The sequence below is a fragment of the Acidilobus aceticus genome (assembly GCF_055392325.1).
The window spans coordinates 564,469-581,611 of sequence record NZ_AP042407.1; the positions used below are offsets into that span (position 1 = coordinate 564,469).

The following is a 17,143-nucleotide window of genomic DNA, read 5'->3' on the forward strand; positions in this document are numbered from 1 at the left end:
GCGGTGGTCTGTGCCTTGAAAGGCCTTATCTTGTAGGTCTGGAGGGCACGCCCAGGGCCCTCCTGACGTACTCAATTATAACCCTCGCGCACTCCAGCGCCTTCACGGCGTCCTCCTCGGTGGCCTCGCTGACCTCATAGCCGCCTGGGAGCTCGTCGCTGCAGGCGTCGTCGCAGGCGTCGCTTGTAAGTATGCTAAGGGAGTCCAAGACGCCAAGGCACGCAGGGAGCTGAGGGTTCCTCGGGGCACCCCTCTTAACGGCCTCAGCGTAGGCCTCCCTTAGGCTGTGAGACGACCTGGCCCCAAGCATGGCCAGCGATGACAGGGCCGCCTGCCTGGACTCGTAGCACGAGATTCCATAGAGGCCAGCCTTCAGGTGCTTCTCAGCCGACCTCAGCAGCTCCTCGCCGTACCTAAGCGACACGCCGCAGCCCTGAGGACTCGGGAAACCTAAGGCGTAAAGCCTTAATTAGGTTCCATAAATGTTAATTTAAGTTAGCACTTTTAAAGTAGCGGTATTCTACATATTACATGCGCACAGTGTGGGTGAAGGCTGTGAGCGAGGGCTTCAAGGTCGTGCTAACGGCTGAGGGGGCCACCGCCAGTGACACCTTAGGCGCCAGCGTGGCAGGCTTCATAAGCGCCCTCCCGGACAGCTACATCAAGCCCCTCATAGCAAGGACGTACTTCAGGGTGAAGTCAAGGAATGGCATAGCTGAGAGGGCTCCCTATGGCTTAGCTAAGGTCGAGGCCTCGCTCGTGGCTAAGGGTGTGGTTAGCAGAGACGAGGTTGTCATAGCCAGCCCCTATGAGCTTGACAAGGTCATAGGGTCCAACACTAGAGTGCTTGGGATATATGTCATGGACCCCCTCGGGCTCAGCTTTGGAAGCGGGATAGTTTACTGGATACTTAAGCTTGCCGGCCTGCCCTACAGGGGCATACCGTTCATCGCCAGGTCCTTCCTGGAGATATTTACAAACCCGGCAGTTAAGGCGCACAGGAGCCACATGAAGATAGTTGTCGGAGGGCCGGCCACGTGGCAGCTGACAGACACCGGTTATCATAGGAAGCTTGGAGTGGATGTTGTATATGAGGGGGAGTTCGAGAGCCTCGGCCCCTCGGTGTTCTCCAGGCTTCTAAGGGGGGAGCCCCTGCCCCCGGTGGTCTCAGCCCCTCCAGCTAAGCTTGAGGACATCCCGACGATATTGACGCCTGCGAACGGGGGACTGGTGGAGGTCTCAAGGGGCTGCGGCAGGGGCTGCTCCTTCTGCACCCCGACGCTCAGCGGCGCCATAAAGTCGCTCCCATTTGAGGGCCACATAGATCAGGAGATAAGGGTCAACATAGAGAGGGGTGGGATGAAGGACATAAACCTTCACAGCGAAGAGTTCTTTAGGTACGGAGCCAAGGGCATAGAGCCCAACCCTGAGAAGGTCATCGAGCTCACCAGGAAGGCCTACAGGCTTGTCAAGTCGTATGGCGACGAGTATACTATATCCACGGACTTTACAACGGCCGCCGCGGTGGCCTACAGGCCTAAGATGGTTGAGGAGGCCGCGCAGTACATAAACGAGGGTGACAGGAGGACATTCATAGAGATGGGCATAGAGACGGGCTCCCCGAGGCTGCTGAGGAAGCTCATGCCCGGTAAGGCCCTTCCCTACACGCCGGAGCAGTACCCTGAGGTAGTGGAGCAGGCCATAGGCATACTCAACGATAACAGATGGGTAGTGGTTGGCACAATGATAGTTAACCTCCCCGGGGAGACCGAGGACGACGTAATTTATGACTTAGAGCTTCTGGATAGAATTAAGAAGCTGAGAGTGATAACGTTCCCGCTGCCATTCATACCCATGGGGGCCCTGAGGCACACATACTTCACCATCTTAAACAAGATGCTGCTGGACCCGGTCAGAGGGCAGTTCATACTTGAGGCTCTTTCAAAGGCCTTCAGCGAGGCCGCAGCTGACATGGATATGGCCGTGGAAAAGATGGAGAACCCCTTTGCTAAGGTAATAATAGGGAGGCTTGGCAAGACGTTGGCTTCCATGCTGGTTAAGCGTTATGAGGAGGCAATGAGCGAGCTCGCCTCGAGGAGGTTGAAGGTACCAGAGGTGAGCGAGAGCTACACGACGTTAAGGACTACCGCCTATTGAAGTATATGTTTACATGTTTTGGAGGCGAGTCGCTATATAAAGAAAAGGGTTTTAATATTTTAATCAACAATTTAGAATATTAAGAAAAGGAAGGGAAAGCTATGGGGTGCCAAGTGGCAGGAATCGTTTTACGACGAGCTTGCGCTGAGGACCCCCCATGGAAGAAACGCCACGACTGAGACTACAGCCACTATGATGCTTGCTGGTATGAAGCCTATGATCGAGAGGGCGCCATCGCTGCCTATGTAGGACATGAGTACTATGAAGCCCAGGTATACAAGGTACCATAAGGAGCTGAGAAGGCTTCCTTTGACCCTAAATACGGCGCCAAAGATCAGGGCGCCGGCAAGCCCTATGGCCACTGCGTAGGGCACCGCGGGCCAGCCGCTCCAGAATGATATGAGAGAGGCGCTGGCAAAGGCCAGGGCCGCCCATATCCATGAGCCTGGCAACCTGTACTCCTTAGGTATCAGGTTCTTCCTGTGGCCAGCGAGCATTGCCACGGGGAGAGTTGCAAACGCCAGGTAGCCGCCCACCACGGCGTCCTGGAGCATAGCATATATTGTGGGCACTGGGGCCGTCAGGAAGGTCAGAACGGCTGCAATTATAGCAAACACTATGAGGGCCCAGTAGGGGATCGCGTAGGACTCGCTTATTTCCTTAAGCTTCTCCGGCATGTAGCCCGACCTTGCCATAGAGAACAGCACCCTGACCCCGCTGCCCAGGTATATGTAGCCTGTGACGAATGGGCCTAGTATAGCGACGACTAGCGTCAGGTAGAGCGCAAGCGAGGACCTGGCGGCGTTTGCTAAGTCTACGAAGGGATTCCCTGGCAGGTAGCCCACTGCCGTCCAGTTACCGGGCGTTATGCTAAGCGAGCTCCACTTTAACCCGCCAATGAAGACCACGCTAAACAGTATATAGAAGAGCGTCTGGCCCAGCACCGTTAGCAGTATGGCCTTTCCTAAGAACGACTTATCCTTTACCTCCTCGGCGAAGTCGGGTATAACCCTTATGCCGCCATATGCGAACATGGCAAAGGGTATCGCCAGGAAGACGCCGCTGAACCCAAAGGGCATGAAACCTCCTTTGACTGCTGAGAAGTTCCTGAAGTCGAAGAACGCAAAGGCCAGGGCCAGCGCTGCGGCAACGTAAACGAGCAGCTTTATAATGCCGATCGAGGCCGTGGCCTTACCAAAGGCCTTCACGCCGAAGTAATTGAATGGCACGAAGAGCAACAGGAGCAGGGTTCCCACCACTGCGCCTTGTAGGGTCGGAATAGTGGTGTGTGGGACTATTAGTGACGGAAATATGAACGAGAGGCCCTCGACAGTGGCCAGGGCCTCTATCGGAGGTATGAAGAGGTACCAGACCAGGTTCATAAACGATGATATCAGGTTTAGGATGTTACCATGGGTATACAGGGGGTACCTGGCAGGCCCTCCGGCCTCGGGCCAGGTAAGGGCAAGTTCTATAATAGGTATTGATATGAATGTGTAGAATATGGCGCCGAGAACCCATGCCATTACTAAGCTCGGCCCTGCCTCAACGGCCATCTGCGCGGGCGCGAAGAGGACGCCGGTTCCCACGGCGCCCACTATCCCGGCTATCAGTATCTCAAGGAAGGAAAGCTCCTTCCTCAGGGACCTGCTCGGCATGCGCGCCACCTAAAACGCCGACCTCACGGCGACAGTCATGCCTTAAAGGTATTAATGTATGTACACAGTTATTGTATAGATCTTTATGTAGAGCATGCATGGCTATACCTACCCTTGATGCGGCGAACAGCAAGCTGCGCTTAGAAACAATCATTAATGAAGTCCATCAGTTCGCCCTAACGGTTTTAACTCAGTTGTAATAGTCCTGGTAGATGGGTTACGTAGGTTGAGGTTGAACGAGGAAGTAATGGAAGTCGTTGCAGATGTTATGAGGCTCCTTTACCAGAGGGGGCTAGTACAAGTGAAGGGGGGTAACGTCAGTGTCATAGACAGGTCGTCAGGACTTGTTTACATAACTCCGACGGGAGTTCCAAGGCATCAGCTTAAGGCCGACGACATAGCAGTTATGACTCTTGACGGTAACGTGATAGTTGGAACCCCGAGCAGCGAGTTCAGGATGCACCTAGGCATCTACAGTTCAATACCTTCAGCCGTGAGCGTTGTCCACGCTCACCCACCTAAGGTGATAGCGCTCTACGAGCTCGGGTCTAAGCTCGATCTTTCCATAACTACAGAGGCCAAGGCAAGAGTTAATTGCGTCAGCGAGGTACCTTATGTAAAGCCTGGCACCCCAGAGCTCGCGGCTGCGGTAAGCGACGCGCTTAAGCAGTGCCAGGCGGCCGCGCTCAGAGGCCACGGCATAGTGGCCTACTCCTCTCGCGACGTCTATGAGGCCCTTGATATTGTTGAAGCCCTGAGTGACCTTGCTGAGGTTCAACTGTACGTTAATTTAATGAGAAGGTGAACTTCAATACGTAAAGAAAAGGGGCTCCTGAGTTACGAGGGTCTCAGTGCATAATAAAGGAACCCTATGGGGTTAACCTCCCGGTGTTCCATGATATGTCGCGTCACGCCACACGGCGTCCCATATTTCCTGCTCGCTGAGAGTTATGTTCTTTATTATTGCATTGTAGATCTGCGTCAGGAGGGCGTGATGGAAGCTCTCATCCCTCAGCAGCATATCTATGAGGAACGTGAGCGCGGGGTCGGACTTTATCATATTATCATTTTTAAGTTTTTCAAGTTCGTCTATGCTCTCCTTCTCCATCTGTATGTGCGACTCTATGTCGTTAAGCACGGCCGAGGACTCCGCCTGGTCTATGAGCCCCGTGCCCTGAATTATGGATGCCATAGTTTCATAAATCTTAGAGTGCTTTATTGAATCCTGGGACACGGCGTCCATTATGAGCTTTACCACCGGGTTCTGGGACTTCTCGGAGGTCGCCCTCAGCTTCTCCGCATACTCAAGCTCACGTTTAGCCTCATTCTTAAAGTACTCGGCCAGCCTTCTCCTGGCCTCAAAGTTCTGCAGCGCCAACTCGCTCACTAAGTAGAAAGCTGTTCTAGGCGCGTATAAAGTTTCATTACGTGAACATATAATATTTAGCCTTTAACCATAGGCTGTCCGGTGGGACCACGAGGCTTATTGACCTACATGAGGACATAGGGTACTGGTACTCCAGGGGCTATGACTTCGTGTCGGGGCAAGGCCCCACGAGCCTTGATAAGCTGTCAAAGTTAGGCGACGTTGCAGTAGTGGCCATGATATTCCCCGCGGTCGGCAGGGGAAGGTATGACTTAACGCTTAACGTGCTGCTCAACCAGCTTAAGTACTTCCTAAGCCTTGAGCGCGAGGGCAAGGTAAGAATAGTGAGGAGGGCCAGCGACCTGGATCAGCCTGGGGTGAAGCTAATAATAGGGCTCGAGGGCACGGATGCCCTAAGCGACGCCTATGATTTGCTCTGGCTCTTTAACGCTGGCCTCAGGGTAATAGCTCCAACTTGGAACTATAACACCAAGTTCGCGTCCTCCTGCACCTCAAAGAAGGACTACGGCCTCACAGACCAGGGCGAGGAGCTGGTAAAGCTTGCCAACGAGCTTGGAGTGATAATAGACGTGTCGCACTCGTCCAGGCAGACAACCCTTGACGTGACGTCATTAAGCAGGAAGCCCGTCATAGCCACTCACAGCAACGTGATGGCGCTTAAGCAGCACTACAGGAACCTCGACGACGCGGAGATAGAGGGCATAGTAAAGACTGGGGGCGTGATTGGCGTGACCAGCATACCAGGCACGCTGCCGTCCGACGACATAAATGGAATAGCCACAGTGGCCAGCTACATCGGCGAGAGGTTTGGGTGGGACTACGTGGCCCTGGGCACGGACTTCCTAGGCCTTGACAAGTACCCGCAGGGGTTCTCAGACCTCTCCAACATTGATGACCTGGCTTCAAGGCTTGGTAGCCACGCAGAGGCCGTCCTGTGGGGCAACGCGATGCGCGTCTTCAGACAGGCGCTGCCGCAGTAGCCAATTAGCCCTACTTGAGCTTTTAAACATCCCTCGTCGTTACAACTTTTGAGCTGACCGACATGGGAAGCAAGCTGGTCTACAACATAATAAGGTCCGAGTCTGGCACGGTGTTAGCAGTAGCTGACGCCGAGCTACTAAATAGGAGGTTCACAAGGGAGGACGGGGCGGTGCTTGAAGTTAACGAGGAGTTCTTCGGAGATAAGGTTGGCGATGAGAACGACGTGCTGAGGCACTTTGACGAAGCCGACATGATAGTGCTCGTCGGCAAGAGGTCGGTGGAGCTTGCAGCGAGGCTCGGCCTTGTAGCCCCAGGCTCTGAGATAGTGGTGGGTGGAGTACCTTACGTGCAGATATTCAAGTCGCTCATGTTGGGCTGAGCCCTTCCTCGAGCCCTGCGACTTGCCTTAGATGGGAGTCTCCACTCCGTTGGGCTCGATAACCCGTAGGCCCACGAGATTTCAAAAGCCCTGCGGCAAGGCGGAAGTCCCTGCGCCGACCATGATTTAAGGAAATGATTAAGCGAAGGCACAGGACAAACGGTAAACTCCAAAAGAGCTCAGCTGAGCCCCCTATATGCAGCCCATAAGCTTGGCCTTTTATTTACAGGGTCAAATATAGCAGGCGGGTGATCACGTGGGAGACATAGTGGTGTTGCTGAAGCCGGCCCTCAACCCGGAGATGATAAGGGGGACCCCCGAGGGCTCCGTGGACTTTGACTACATGCCCCTGAAGCTCTCCGACATAGACAGGAACGCGGTGGAGGAGGCGGTAAGGATCAGGGACCAGTACCTCAAGGGCTCAAAGATTTACTCCATAAGCGTAGCTACATGGGGGCCCGTGGCTAAGAGGGACAAGGACATAAAGATGGCCGTTCAGGAGGGCCTGGCAAAGGGTGTGGACGAGGCCTACATAGTTGAGGATGACTTAATAACCCCTGGAGACCAGGTGACCACAGCTTCCGCTATAGTGGCTGTGCTCAGGAAGTTCAACATAAAGCCGGATATAATACTGGCCGGCGAGGCCACCATTGATGGGTTCTCGGGCCAGGTGGCGGGCAGGGTTGCCGCGAAGCTCGGCCTGCCCTACGTTAGCTTCGCGAGAAAAATAGATATCAAAGGCAACACCCTGGTGGCCGAGAGAGACGTGGAGGACTACGTGGAGGTTGTAGAGGCCCCGCTTCCCGCAGTTGTGAGCGTCACCAGGGAGATAAACTCTCCAAGGCCTCCAACACTGATACAGATAAGGATGGCCTCAAGGAAGCCGCAGCACGTGGTCAAGTTAAGCGACCTAAGCGACGTGGTGACGCCAAAGAAGAAGCTCTCAGCTGCCAGGGTGCTTGCGGTCAAGAGGAAGCAGGTAATGATAGAGGGCAAGACCCTTGAGGAGACTGCCGACAAGCTGATAGATGCCCTGGTTTCCGAGGGCGTGATAAAGGCGTGAGGTGATGGCAATGGCTTCCTCGTTGGTCGTTGGAGGTTCTGAAGATGACATAGCTGAGGCCCTAACTATAGCCAGGCAGCTGGGCAGCGTACACATAGTGGCTTATGGCAACGTTAATGCGGCCTCGCTGGCCGAGTACGGCCACACCGTCTATCATATAGGCCAGGACGACCCTGAGTCCATATTCAAGGCCGTTAAGGAGATCTATGACCAGGTCAAGCCTTCCCTTGTAGTCGCCTTAACCTCTAAGAACCTGAAGGACGCCCTCTCGAGGCTTGCAGGGCTCTACGATCTGCCCATGGCAACTGAGGTCTTCAATGTGAAGCTCTCAGGCGACCAGGTCTCATACACTCGCGGCTTCCTAAGCGGGAGGGCGCTGGAGGACGACGTAGTCCCACTGCCAGCGGTCCTCCTCCTGGCCGCCAGGAAGACGCCCAAGGCGCAGAAGTCGCAGTCCAAAGGCGACGTAAAGGAGCTAACGGTCACTCCATCCATTAAAGTTGTTGAGAGAAGGCCCAAGGAGAGGGGCGGCGTTAATATAGAGGCGGCTGAGATAATAGTGAGTGTCGGGAGGGGGTTCAGGAGCAAGGACGACCTCAAGCTGGCCTTTGATCTGGCGGAGGTGCTCAACGCCCAGATAGGCTGCTCAAGGCCCGTGGCGGCCGACCTCAAGTGGCTTAGCGAGGACCACTGGGTTGGCCTGAGCGGCCACAAGGTGGCTCCAAAGCTTTACATGGCAATAGGCATAAGCGGCGCGCCGCAGCACCTGGCGGGCATCACTGACGCTAAGCTTGTAGTAGCCATAAACAACGACAAGAGCGCCCCAATATTCAAGAACTGCGACTATGGAGTGGTGGCCGACCTCTACCAGTTTGTGCCGGTGCTCACGAAGAGGCTGAGGGAGAGACTTCACAAGTAGCCCTGGATACACTTTATAATACTTTTCTATAAAAATATTTTGAAGAAATTATTTAAGATTATGAAAAAGAAAAATACATACATCAGTGTAAAAGCGTTTTAGGCTAGCTTAATTTGATGAGTGTGAGCAATGGCACTTAAGGAGGTTCACCTGCTGCTGGGCGGGCCGCAGGGCGCTGGAGTTGAGACCAGCGCCTCGGTGCTCACGGCCTCCCTGGCAGGGCTAGGCTATGGCATCATGTCAGACAGGGAGTACTACTCAAACATAGTGGGAAGACATTCGTACGTGCACTTCACCATATCAGCCACATCGTTCCCGCGCAGCCTAACCTATCCAGTCGAGCTCGTGGGCGCAATGGACGCTGAGTCCGTCCTGACACACTTCCATGAGGTTGCGCCGGGAGGGGTCTTAGTTTACGATGCAGGCGTTGATAAGACGAAGATCTCCCAAGTAATAAGCATGGAGCCTGAGGTAAGGGAGAGGGTCGAGGCCAGGTTCAAGGAGTACGGCCTCGAGCCCACCGTAGGCAACGCTGCCAAGATCGTTGAGGAGAAGCTAAACGCTCATTCTGTTCCTCTGGACTTCAGGAAGATACTTGACGAGGCCAGACAGAAGCTCGGCGTCAGCAGCGTTGAGGTGCAGCGCTACAGGAACAGCATACTCCTGGGGGCCGCAGCTGCGGTCCTGGGCGTTGACCCAGAGGTAATAAGGGACGGGCTCAGCGTGAGGTTCAAGGGAAACCAGAAGATAGTTAACGCTAATATGGTCGTCATAGGACTTACAATGGAGAGCGTCCCCAAGGACGTGAGGGGACTTGCAAAGCTCGATGAGCCCAAGCTCGACGTTGAGGAGATGATCAGCGCCAGTGGGAACGACGTTATAGGCATGGCTAAGATAGTGGGCGGCGTCAGGTATCAGTCGTACTACCCAATAACGCCAGCATCGGATGAGTCTGTGTTCATAGAGGCTCACCAGGCCGTCAGCGTTGATGGCAAGCCGGTGGGCTCAATAGTTGTCTTCCAGACTGAGGACGAGCTGGCAGCTATAAACTCAGCAATAGGCGCCGCACTCACAGGCGTGAGGGCAGCCACGGCAACCAGCGGGCCAGGCTTCAGCCTGATGGCTGAGGGCCTTGGCTGGGCTGGCCACAACGAGGTGCCGCTGCTGATAACCTTCTACCAGAGGGGAGGCCCAAGCACTGGACAGCCGACAAGGGGGGAGCAGGCTGACCTGCTTTTCTCGCTCTTCGCGAGCCACGGCGAGTTCCCAAGGATAGTGATTGCAAGTGGTGACATAGAGGAGGCATTCTACGACACGCTGAAGGCCCTCAACTGGGCCGAGAGGTTCCAGGTGCCTGTTATACACCTCGTAGACAAATACATGGCTAACGTCATATCAGCCATGAGGATGCCTGACCCCTCTAAGGTTAAGGTTGACAGGGGCAAGCTTATACTTAAGGCCTCAGGACCCATGAAGAGGTTCGACCTAAGCGACCCCATAAGCCCGAGGCCTGCCATAGGCTCTGGCGCTATAACCTGGTACACCGGCGATGAACATAACGAGTGGGGCCACATAAGCGAGGACCCTATAAACAGGGTCAAGATGTATGACAAGAGGATGAAGAAGCTTGAGATCATGGACCAGGAGATACCCGTGGAGGAGAGGGCCGTATACTACGGCGACGACAACGCTGATTTCCTGCTGGTGGGCTGGGGCTTCGTGAAGGGGGCGGCCCTTGATGCCCTTGAGGAACTGAAGCAGGAGGGCTATCACGGCGCCTACCTTCACTTAAAGGTATTCAGCCCGTTCCCATCAAAGTACGTGGCTGACATCCTGTCAAAGTTCGACCCCAAGAGGGTAATAGACGTTGAGCATAACTACCTTGGCCAGGCGGCCAAGGTTATAGAGATGAACACCGGCTTTGAGATATCAAGGTTTATTTTGAAGTACACGGGGAGGCCCATGTATCGCATGGAGCTCAAGGAGGCCGTGAAGAGGATCCTTGAGGGTAAGAGCGTGAGGGAGGTGTTGACCTATGGCGAGTGAGGCCGCATATAAGACTAACGTGTGGGTCGACTGGTGCCCTGCGTGCGGCAACTTCGGCATACTGACAGCCATGCAGAGGGCGCTGGCGGAGCTGAACATACCGCCAGACAAAGTGGTCGACGTTTCAGGCATAGGCTGCAGCGGCAAGACGTCACACTTCCTCAATGTAAACGGCGTCCACAACCTTCACGGGAGATCCATACCTTACGCCGAGGGCATAAAGCTGGCCAACCCAGAGCTCACGGTGCTGGTTAACGGCGGCGACGGCGACCTCCTGGGAATAGGCATGGCGCACTTCGTCGCACTTGGAAGGAGAAACCTGGACATAAAAGTGATAATTCACGATAACCAGGTGTACGGCCTGACCAAGGGGCAGGCGTCGCCAACTCTGAGGGCAGGCCAGAGGGTCAAGTCAATGCCCTTACCTAACATGCAGGACTGGGTTAACCCGATATCTGTCGCCCTTGCAAGCGGCTACACCTTTGTGGCCAGGGCCTATGCGCTGTGGATAGACGACCTTAAGGAGATACTGAAGGCCGCCATAAAGCACAGGGGCGCAGCAGTCATAGACGTGCTGCAGCCGTGCCCGACGTGGAACAACATCTACACGCCGGACTTTTACAAGCAGAGGCTCTACAAGCTTGACAGCGAGAAGGACTGGGACCCATACGTGAAGGGCCCTGACCCAAAGGAGGTGGCCGAGAAGCTGAGCAGGGCGTTTGCTAAGGCCCAGGAGTGGGGAGACAGAATACCTGTGGGCATATTCTATGCTAACCCGTATGTCGAGAGCTTCGTCGACAACGTCTCTAAGGTGAACCCAATGTACATGCAGATGTCGCCGGCCAAGAACGTAATAGCAAAGGACGATGGAACGCCCATAGTAGACGTGCCGACAATGAGGGCTATATTTAAGGACTACATAATAAATGTGAGGAAAAAGCATAACTAAATAATTGCTTCTAAAACATAATTATATTTTAAAGTTTTTCTTTAATTTTAATAATTATAGAGCTATAGTTCCCGACACCAGCAGTATTCCAAGGAACGCCACGCAGGCCGCGACCCAGTGCCTTATCATAGGGTGCTTGCCAGCCTCCCTGGTGGCGCCGTAAAGTAAGGCGGTCGTCACTATGGGCCTCAGGTTTTGAAGCGGGGTCACGACGTCAACTTCCAAGGACGTGAGGGCCACGTACCTGAGAAGCTGGCCCAGGGCCGCGGCCAGGCCCATTATAGCGACAGGCTTCCCGGACCTCCTCAGCAGGCCCAGGCTAGCCCTGGGGCTAAGCGCCACCAGCCCTGAGAGGTAAGCTATTATCACTCCGAGCCCTGGGCTGCCACCGTAGAGGTCGCCAAGCTTTATTATAGCCACTGATGACGCTATGGCAAAGCCTGTGGCAAGCCCAAGTCCAAGGCCCGAGAGGCTGAACCTCTCCGTGCCCCAGTCCGAAGCCAGGTAAACGCCGGCCATTATAGCGACGACCCCTAGAACTATTGAGGGCGTTACCCGCTCGCCCAGGATCAGGCTCATGAGTATTGAGAAGGCCGCGCTGGAGCTGGTCATAACGCTCGCACCACTGGAGGATAGTCGGGAGGTCGCGGCGTACATGAGTGTCCTTCCGACGCTGAAGTTCACTATGCCAGCTACAATAAAGAGCCCAGCTGACGCGAGGGTTAGCCTGAGGCCGCCAGCGAAGGGCAGCACTATAGCAAGGAGCGGGAGCCCTGCCAAGAGCGTCGAGAACGAGAGAAGTGACGGGTCAGCGCCTTCAAGTTTCATCTTCGCGACAGCGTCATGTACTCCAAAGGCCACGCCAACCGACACGGCCATTGCGAGAGCTGCTGCTCTTGGTATCAAGCTGACAGCCTCACAGAGTTAACGCCGGAAGCCCTATGGACTGATCCATGAGCCTCCGAAGGGTCCCAGAGGCGCTCACTATGAAGACTTCAGCCAGGGGGCTGACCACGCCCTTAAGCAGGTGGCCCGACACGGGTTGATGATCTGGCAGTGCCGCCGTCACGTGTATGTGAGGCGAGGGGGCCCCAGTTTCGTCGAGGGCCAGGCTCCCTACGGCAGACGTGAGCTCTATGGTCTCGCCCTCGCCGGCGTCGAAGCTTTGGACGTCATACTTTCCCTGCTTGTAGACGCCTACCTCCAGGTGCTTCAGGCCTCCGATGGCTACTATGAGGCCGCCACTTATTGAGTACTTCCTGGAGAGCTGCCTCACGGACTCAAGCAGCTCCTCCCCGGGGTGAAGCCTTGCAATTATCAGGGATGAGGGAGAAAGGCTTACTTCCACAGCCCTCACCTGCTAGCTTTTACCTGGGGGGCAATTAACGCGTTAGCTAGTCCTCGAGCTTTATTCCCCTGGCCTCCAAGTCCATGGCCACCTCCTTGAGCCCCAGCCTTAGTAGGGTGGACCTCCTTGGTACGCCATCCCTGGTCCAGCCTCTCACGTCATAATATTCATCTAACATGACGTCAAGTTCTATCACGTGCCCCTTAGCTGGCCCGCTCCTCAGCGGCTCCTCCAGGAACCTCTTCGGCAGCCTGTCGTGGGACCTCCTCACTCCTTCCCTGACCAGGTAGGCCCTCTCTATGTTAACTATCCTCATGCCGGCCTCCCTCATCTCGCTCTCGGTGACGTGGATTCCTGTGATTGCGGTGTAGGCCCTGGCGGCCATATCAAAGTCAAGTATTAGCATGTTCTCTGCCGTGTTTTTACAGGACTCAAACGAATCTACGATTGCATTGAGGTCCTCAAAGTAGTTTATCAGCTTGCCCTTACCCTTGACGCCTAGCCTCATCGCTGCCTCGGGCTCCCCGAACATCTTCTTGCCAAGCTCAGGATCGTCCTCAACCTCAACGAAGGGCTCAGACCTGAGGTGATCCGCTCCCCTGCTGGCCACCGCAAAGCCGAGGCCGTAGCCCTTGAGGGCCCTCGGGTCCGCCTGTATCATCTCCAGCCCCTTAACGTGGAACGCTATGTCCTTGCCTCTGTTCAGCATCTCAGAGGCCCTCTTGACGCCCTCTGCCAGGACCTTGCCTATGCCCCTCCTGTAGGCTATCATGTCCACGAGCTCCTCTATTGTGTCAGGGTTGCCCCACTCCAGCTTCACGCCGGCCTCCTCATCCGTTATCTCACCGCGCTGCCTCAGCTCCATGAGCCAAGCTATGACCTCGCTCGTGGTTATGGCGTCCATGCCGTAGTCCGCCACCTTGAGTATTATCTTGAGCGCCCTGTCCAGGTCCCTGTTGCCCACCCTGACGGTGAAGCCGCCGAGGGGCTCGTACTCAGGCCCCTCACCCATGAGGCCGGCCAGCGGCCCCCTCTTTATCATGAAGAACCTCGCGCAGGGCAGTGCGCAGCCGGCCGAGCACGCCCTCACCTTAACGTTGTACTCCCTGGCGAGCCTCTCGCCGCTGACATCATACGCGTAGTCAACCACTGGGTCCTGGAAGTGCCTCCCTGGGAGAAAGCCAAGCCTCTGGCCGGCCATCAGCACCCTCGACGTGCCCATTATTCTCCTTGGCCAGTACTGCGGGTTCTCATAGATTCTGCGGAGCATCTCATCTATAACCTTGATGAGCTCATCTACGTTCTCAGCTTCAATGTAGCCGTCCCCCCTCACGGCTATTGCCTTAACGTTCTTGGAGGCCAACACCGTCCCCATGCCAGTCCTGCCGGCGGCCCTGTAGACGTTGAAGAAGACCCCAGCGAACTTCACAAGGTTTTCAGCCGCAGGCCCAACTGCGCCCACCTGGACCCTCTGATCCCCGAGTTCATGCCTTATAGCCTCGTGGGTCTGCGACACGGTGAACCCCCAGAGGCCCTCGGCATCCATGAACTCAACGCCTGACTCCGTGATGTACAGGTACACAGGCCTTTCACTTCTGCCCTCTATGATTATCTGGTCATAGCCGGCGAACTTCATCTCCTCGGAGAAGTGAGTGCCTGCGTTGGAGTCCCCGAGGAGGCCTGTCAGGGGCGAGCGGGAGGTCACGTTAAGCCTCGACCCAAGGCCGTGGGGGAAGCCTACCAGGGGCCCCGTCGCTATCATTAGCTTGTTCTCAGGCCCCAGCGGGTCGACGCCCGGCGGAACCTCCCAGTATAGCCTGTAGGCGTTGAGCCCCCTGCCGCCTATGAAGGCCTTGGCGAGCGAGGGGTCGAGCTCCTCAGCCCTGTATGTTCTGTGAGTAAGGTCTACCCTGAGCACCTTCCCTCCATAGCCCTTAAGCCTCGTCAACGTCAACACCCCACTCATCCGCCAACTTCCTGAGCTCGCTTATGGCGAAGGCCTCGGCGGCGTTACGCGGCTTCACCTTTACGTTGGTTACCTTGGAAAGCGACAGCGCATTAGTTGGGCACCTGGCGACGCACATGGGCTCCCCGCCGCACAGGTCACAGATGAGGGGGTAGCGGGCCTCCCTGGGCTCCATTCTCGCAGCGCCATAGGGACAGACCTCGCTGCACACCCTGCAGCCTATGCACTTGCCCTTGTCTAGGTTCACCTCACCGAGCTTTCCTTTGCTCAGCGCGCCGGTGGGGCACAGCTCGACGCATGGGGCTGGCTCACACTGCTGGCATACCACGGGATAATCAAAGCCTAGGCGTTCATAAGTTATAACTGATATTCTGGAGAGGGACCTCGAGAACACACCTTCATGTTCATAGGAGCACCAGAGCTCGCATATATTACAGCCAACGCACTTAGAGGGGTCCACAACTACGTGGATCCCCTTAGACTCCATTGGCTCAAGGTCTCACCACTGGGGTGGGTTTGGGGCTTCGCCATTTTAAGGGCTCACATATATGCACCTATGATTTTCTGCGCTGGTTTGGTCTGCAGGATGGTTATATGGGAACATAGCTACATATAATTAATTTTAATTAATTTTTAGGCGATCTGGTGCGGCGGCCGGGATTTGAACCCGGGACCTTCGGCTTGGGGGGCCGACGTCCTAATCCAGGCTAGACGACCGCCGCACCCAGGTTAAGCATAAGGTGGGGGCTTTAAAATATTCCCTTGACATCCCCTAGCTCCTCCAGCGCCTCAGGCACCTCTGCCAGATATGCCTTAAGCCTCATTTTCAGGGTGCCCTCATCCACGGCCCCTATTACATGGCTCCATGGCAGCGGGGACGCCCTGGGCCTCACGGCGCTTGAGAACATGCCCTCCGCGGCGCGCCTTCTCCACGAGCCTCTGCCAACGCCTTCCATTGCAGTCTCAACTATGTACTTTAGGGTATCCCTGTTGCCAAGCGATATTGAGGCCTGCACCAGCGCAAGGAAGGGGTCGTAAAAGCTGAAGTTAACACCTGGCACGAGCTCGCGGAACAGCCTCAGCCTCCTGTTCAGCTCCCCCTCGTCCTTCATGGGGAGCCACTGGAGCGGGGTCTGAGGCTTAATGATGAGGGGGTTGACGCTGAGCTCAACTCTGGCCACCTGTGACACGCTCTTAACAAGCTCCGCGGCCTCCCTCAGGTCCCCCTCCCTCTCCCCAGGCACCCCGACCATCATGTAGAGCTTAACTGTAAGCCCAAGCTTGCCAGCCCTCTCGGCAACCCTCAGGAAGTCCTCATTCCTTGACGACTTGCCCAGGGCGAACCTGAGCCTCTGTGAGGTCTCGGGGGCTAGCGTTATTGTCCTCTGGCCGGCAGACGCTATGAGCCCCACGGACTCCTCGTCGAGGAGCTCCGCCCTCATGGAGGGCAGGGAGAACCTTATCCCCTCACTAAGGAGCGAGCTCAGGACTTCCTTAAACCACGGGCTGGCGTTCACAGTGAGCCCTATCATGGCAACCCTCTCCTTGTACCTTTGGTAAAGCTGCCTGGCCTCCCTGACTACATCATCGGCGGGCCTGGGCCTGAACGGCTTGGTTATGTAGGAGTCCATACAGAAAATGCATGAGAAGGGGCAGCCCCTCACCAGCTCAACAGCTATTGTAAATGCGGCCTCCGGAGCCATTACTCTCCTGGGATCCCCCCTTATCTCGCCGGAGGAGGCTATGCGAACCTCGTGAGGTCCATAAGATGGGACGTAAACGTGCTCAGAGGGCTCTATGGGAGCGCCCTCGTTGAGCACCTCCTCTAGCCACAGACTTGACGGCTCCAGGTCGCCCATTATTATGGCATCTGCCGCGTCTGCCATGGGTTCCGGGTTCGCCGTCACGGCGGGCCCTCCCATTATTATCTTCGGGCCGGCCCTGTCGGCAGACCTCACGCTAACCCCTGAGCCTATGAGCGCTCTAACTACGTTAGCATAGTCAAGCTCGTAGTGCACCGGTATAACTAGGTAGTCAAAGGACCTGAGGGGTGTGCCGCCCTCCAGCCCCCTGAGCTGTACAGGGCCTCCTGAAGCGCTAGGCATCACGAGCCTCTCAACGTAGGCGTTCTCCATGTCATTTAACATAAAGTAGAGCCTGTGGTATACCAGGGACGACATGGCCACTCCATAGGTTGACGGGTAGAAGAGGCCAACCTTTGTCATGCCCTTCCTGTACTTCTTTGTTACAGCGCCGGCCTCCAACTGGTTTGCCATCTGCTTCCTAGCGA

General features: G+C 55.7%; 16 protein-coding genes and 1 tRNA gene. 8 read left to right on the top strand and 9 right to left on the bottom strand.

Annotated elements, in window-relative coordinates:
• Positions 1–25 precede the first annotated feature (25 nt).
• A complete protein-coding gene (locus tag ACZ5OO_RS03040; RefSeq protein ID WP_464078439.1) occupies positions 26–424 on the bottom strand; it encodes a HEPN domain-containing protein in 399 nt (132 codons plus the stop codon).
• 107 nt (positions 425–531) lie between these two features.
• Between ACZ5OO_RS03040 and ACZ5OO_RS03045 the strand changes: the two genes are divergently transcribed.
• Positions 532–2,157: a B12-binding domain-containing radical SAM protein gene (locus ACZ5OO_RS03045; protein WP_464078440.1), complete on the top strand. Its 1,626-nt coding sequence runs from the start codon at positions 532–534 to the stop codon at positions 2,155–2,157.
• Positions 2,158–2,285: 128 nt separating this feature from the next.
• On the opposite strand, the gene ACZ5OO_RS03050 is transcribed toward ACZ5OO_RS03045, so the two are convergent.
• Positions 2,286–3,815, bottom strand: a complete 1,530-nt coding sequence (locus ACZ5OO_RS03050; RefSeq protein WP_464078441.1) for an APC family permease — start codon at positions 3,813–3,815, stop codon at positions 2,286–2,288.
• A 232-nt stretch (positions 3,816–4,047) separates the two neighbouring features.
• Between ACZ5OO_RS03050 and ACZ5OO_RS03055 the strand changes: the two genes are divergently transcribed.
• Positions 4,048–4,620: a class II aldolase/adducin family protein gene (locus ACZ5OO_RS03055; protein ID WP_464078442.1), complete on the top strand. Its 573-nt coding sequence runs from the start codon at positions 4,048–4,050 to the stop codon at positions 4,618–4,620.
• A gap of 72 nt (positions 4,621–4,692) precedes the next feature.
• On the opposite strand, the gene ACZ5OO_RS03060 is transcribed toward ACZ5OO_RS03055, so the two are convergent.
• Positions 4,693–5,202: a hypothetical protein gene (locus ACZ5OO_RS03060; protein ID WP_464078443.1), complete on the bottom strand. Its 510-nt coding sequence runs from the start codon at positions 5,200–5,202 to the stop codon at positions 4,693–4,695.
• A 149-nt stretch (positions 5,203–5,351) separates the two neighbouring features.
• On the opposite strand from ACZ5OO_RS03060, the gene ACZ5OO_RS03065 reads away from it, so the two are divergent.
• From ACZ5OO_RS03065 to ACZ5OO_RS03090, 6 genes are all read left to right on the top strand, one after another.
• Positions 5,352–6,182 (top strand): dipeptidase, encoded by an 831-nt coding sequence (locus ACZ5OO_RS03065; RefSeq protein ID WP_464078444.1) that lies wholly within the window; start codon positions 5,352–5,354, stop codon positions 6,180–6,182.
• A 62-nt stretch (positions 6,183–6,244) separates the two neighbouring features.
• Entirely contained in the window at positions 6,245–6,562 is a 318-nt protein-coding gene (locus ACZ5OO_RS03070) for a DUF424 domain-containing protein (RefSeq protein WP_013267205.1), read from the top strand.
• A 256-nt stretch (positions 6,563–6,818) separates the two neighbouring features.
• Positions 6,819–7,625 (top strand): electron transfer flavoprotein subunit beta/FixA family protein, encoded by an 807-nt coding sequence (locus tag ACZ5OO_RS03075; protein WP_464078445.1) that lies wholly within the window; start codon positions 6,819–6,821, stop codon positions 7,623–7,625.
• A 10-nt stretch (positions 7,626–7,635) separates the two neighbouring features.
• Complete coding sequence (locus tag ACZ5OO_RS03080; protein ID WP_464078446.1) at positions 7,636–8,544, top strand: electron transfer flavoprotein subunit alpha/FixB family protein; 909 nt, start codon at positions 7,636–7,638, stop codon at positions 8,542–8,544.
• A 129-nt stretch (positions 8,545–8,673) separates the two neighbouring features.
• Positions 8,674–10,590: a 2-oxoacid:ferredoxin oxidoreductase subunit alpha gene (locus ACZ5OO_RS03085; RefSeq protein ID WP_013267208.1), complete on the top strand. Its 1,917-nt coding sequence runs from the start codon at positions 8,674–8,676 to the stop codon at positions 10,588–10,590.
• On the top strand, positions 10,580–11,539 hold the full coding sequence (locus ACZ5OO_RS03090) for a 2-oxoacid:ferredoxin oxidoreductase subunit beta (RefSeq protein ID WP_464078447.1): 960 nt from the start codon (positions 10,580–10,582) through the stop codon (positions 11,537–11,539). The genes ACZ5OO_RS03085 and ACZ5OO_RS03090 overlap by 11 nt, the downstream gene beginning before the upstream one ends.
• 54 nt (positions 11,540–11,593) lie before the next feature.
• Here ACZ5OO_RS03090 and ACZ5OO_RS03095 read toward each other — a convergent pair whose 3' ends face one another.
• From ACZ5OO_RS03095 to ACZ5OO_RS03120, 6 genes are all read right to left on the bottom strand, one after another.
• Positions 11,594–12,445, bottom strand: coding sequence for a DMT family transporter (locus ACZ5OO_RS03095; RefSeq protein WP_048812875.1), 852 nt, complete (start codon positions 12,443–12,445; stop codon positions 11,594–11,596).
• 10 nt (positions 12,446–12,455) lie between these two features.
• Positions 12,456–12,887 (bottom strand): PPC domain-containing DNA-binding protein, encoded by a 432-nt coding sequence (locus ACZ5OO_RS03100; RefSeq protein ID WP_158303798.1) that lies wholly within the window; start codon positions 12,885–12,887, stop codon positions 12,456–12,458.
• Between the two features lie 46 nt (positions 12,888–12,933).
• Positions 12,934–14,835 (bottom strand): aldehyde ferredoxin oxidoreductase family protein, encoded by a 1,902-nt coding sequence (locus tag ACZ5OO_RS03105; protein ID WP_013267212.1) that lies wholly within the window; start codon positions 14,833–14,835, stop codon positions 12,934–12,936.
• Entirely contained in the window at positions 14,822–15,340 is a 519-nt protein-coding gene (locus ACZ5OO_RS03110; RefSeq protein ID WP_013267213.1) for a 4Fe-4S dicluster domain-containing protein, read from the bottom strand. The genes ACZ5OO_RS03105 and ACZ5OO_RS03110 overlap by 14 nt, the downstream gene beginning before the upstream one ends.
• A 156-nt stretch (positions 15,341–15,496) precedes the next feature.
• A tRNA-Gly gene (locus ACZ5OO_RS03115) sits at positions 15,497–15,575 on the bottom strand.
• A 27-nt stretch (positions 15,576–15,602) separates the two neighbouring features.
• Complete coding sequence (locus ACZ5OO_RS03120; RefSeq protein ID WP_148217197.1) at positions 15,603–17,129, bottom strand: B12-binding domain-containing radical SAM protein; 1,527 nt, start codon at positions 17,127–17,129, stop codon at positions 15,603–15,605.
• Positions 17,130–17,143 lie beyond the last annotated feature (14 nt).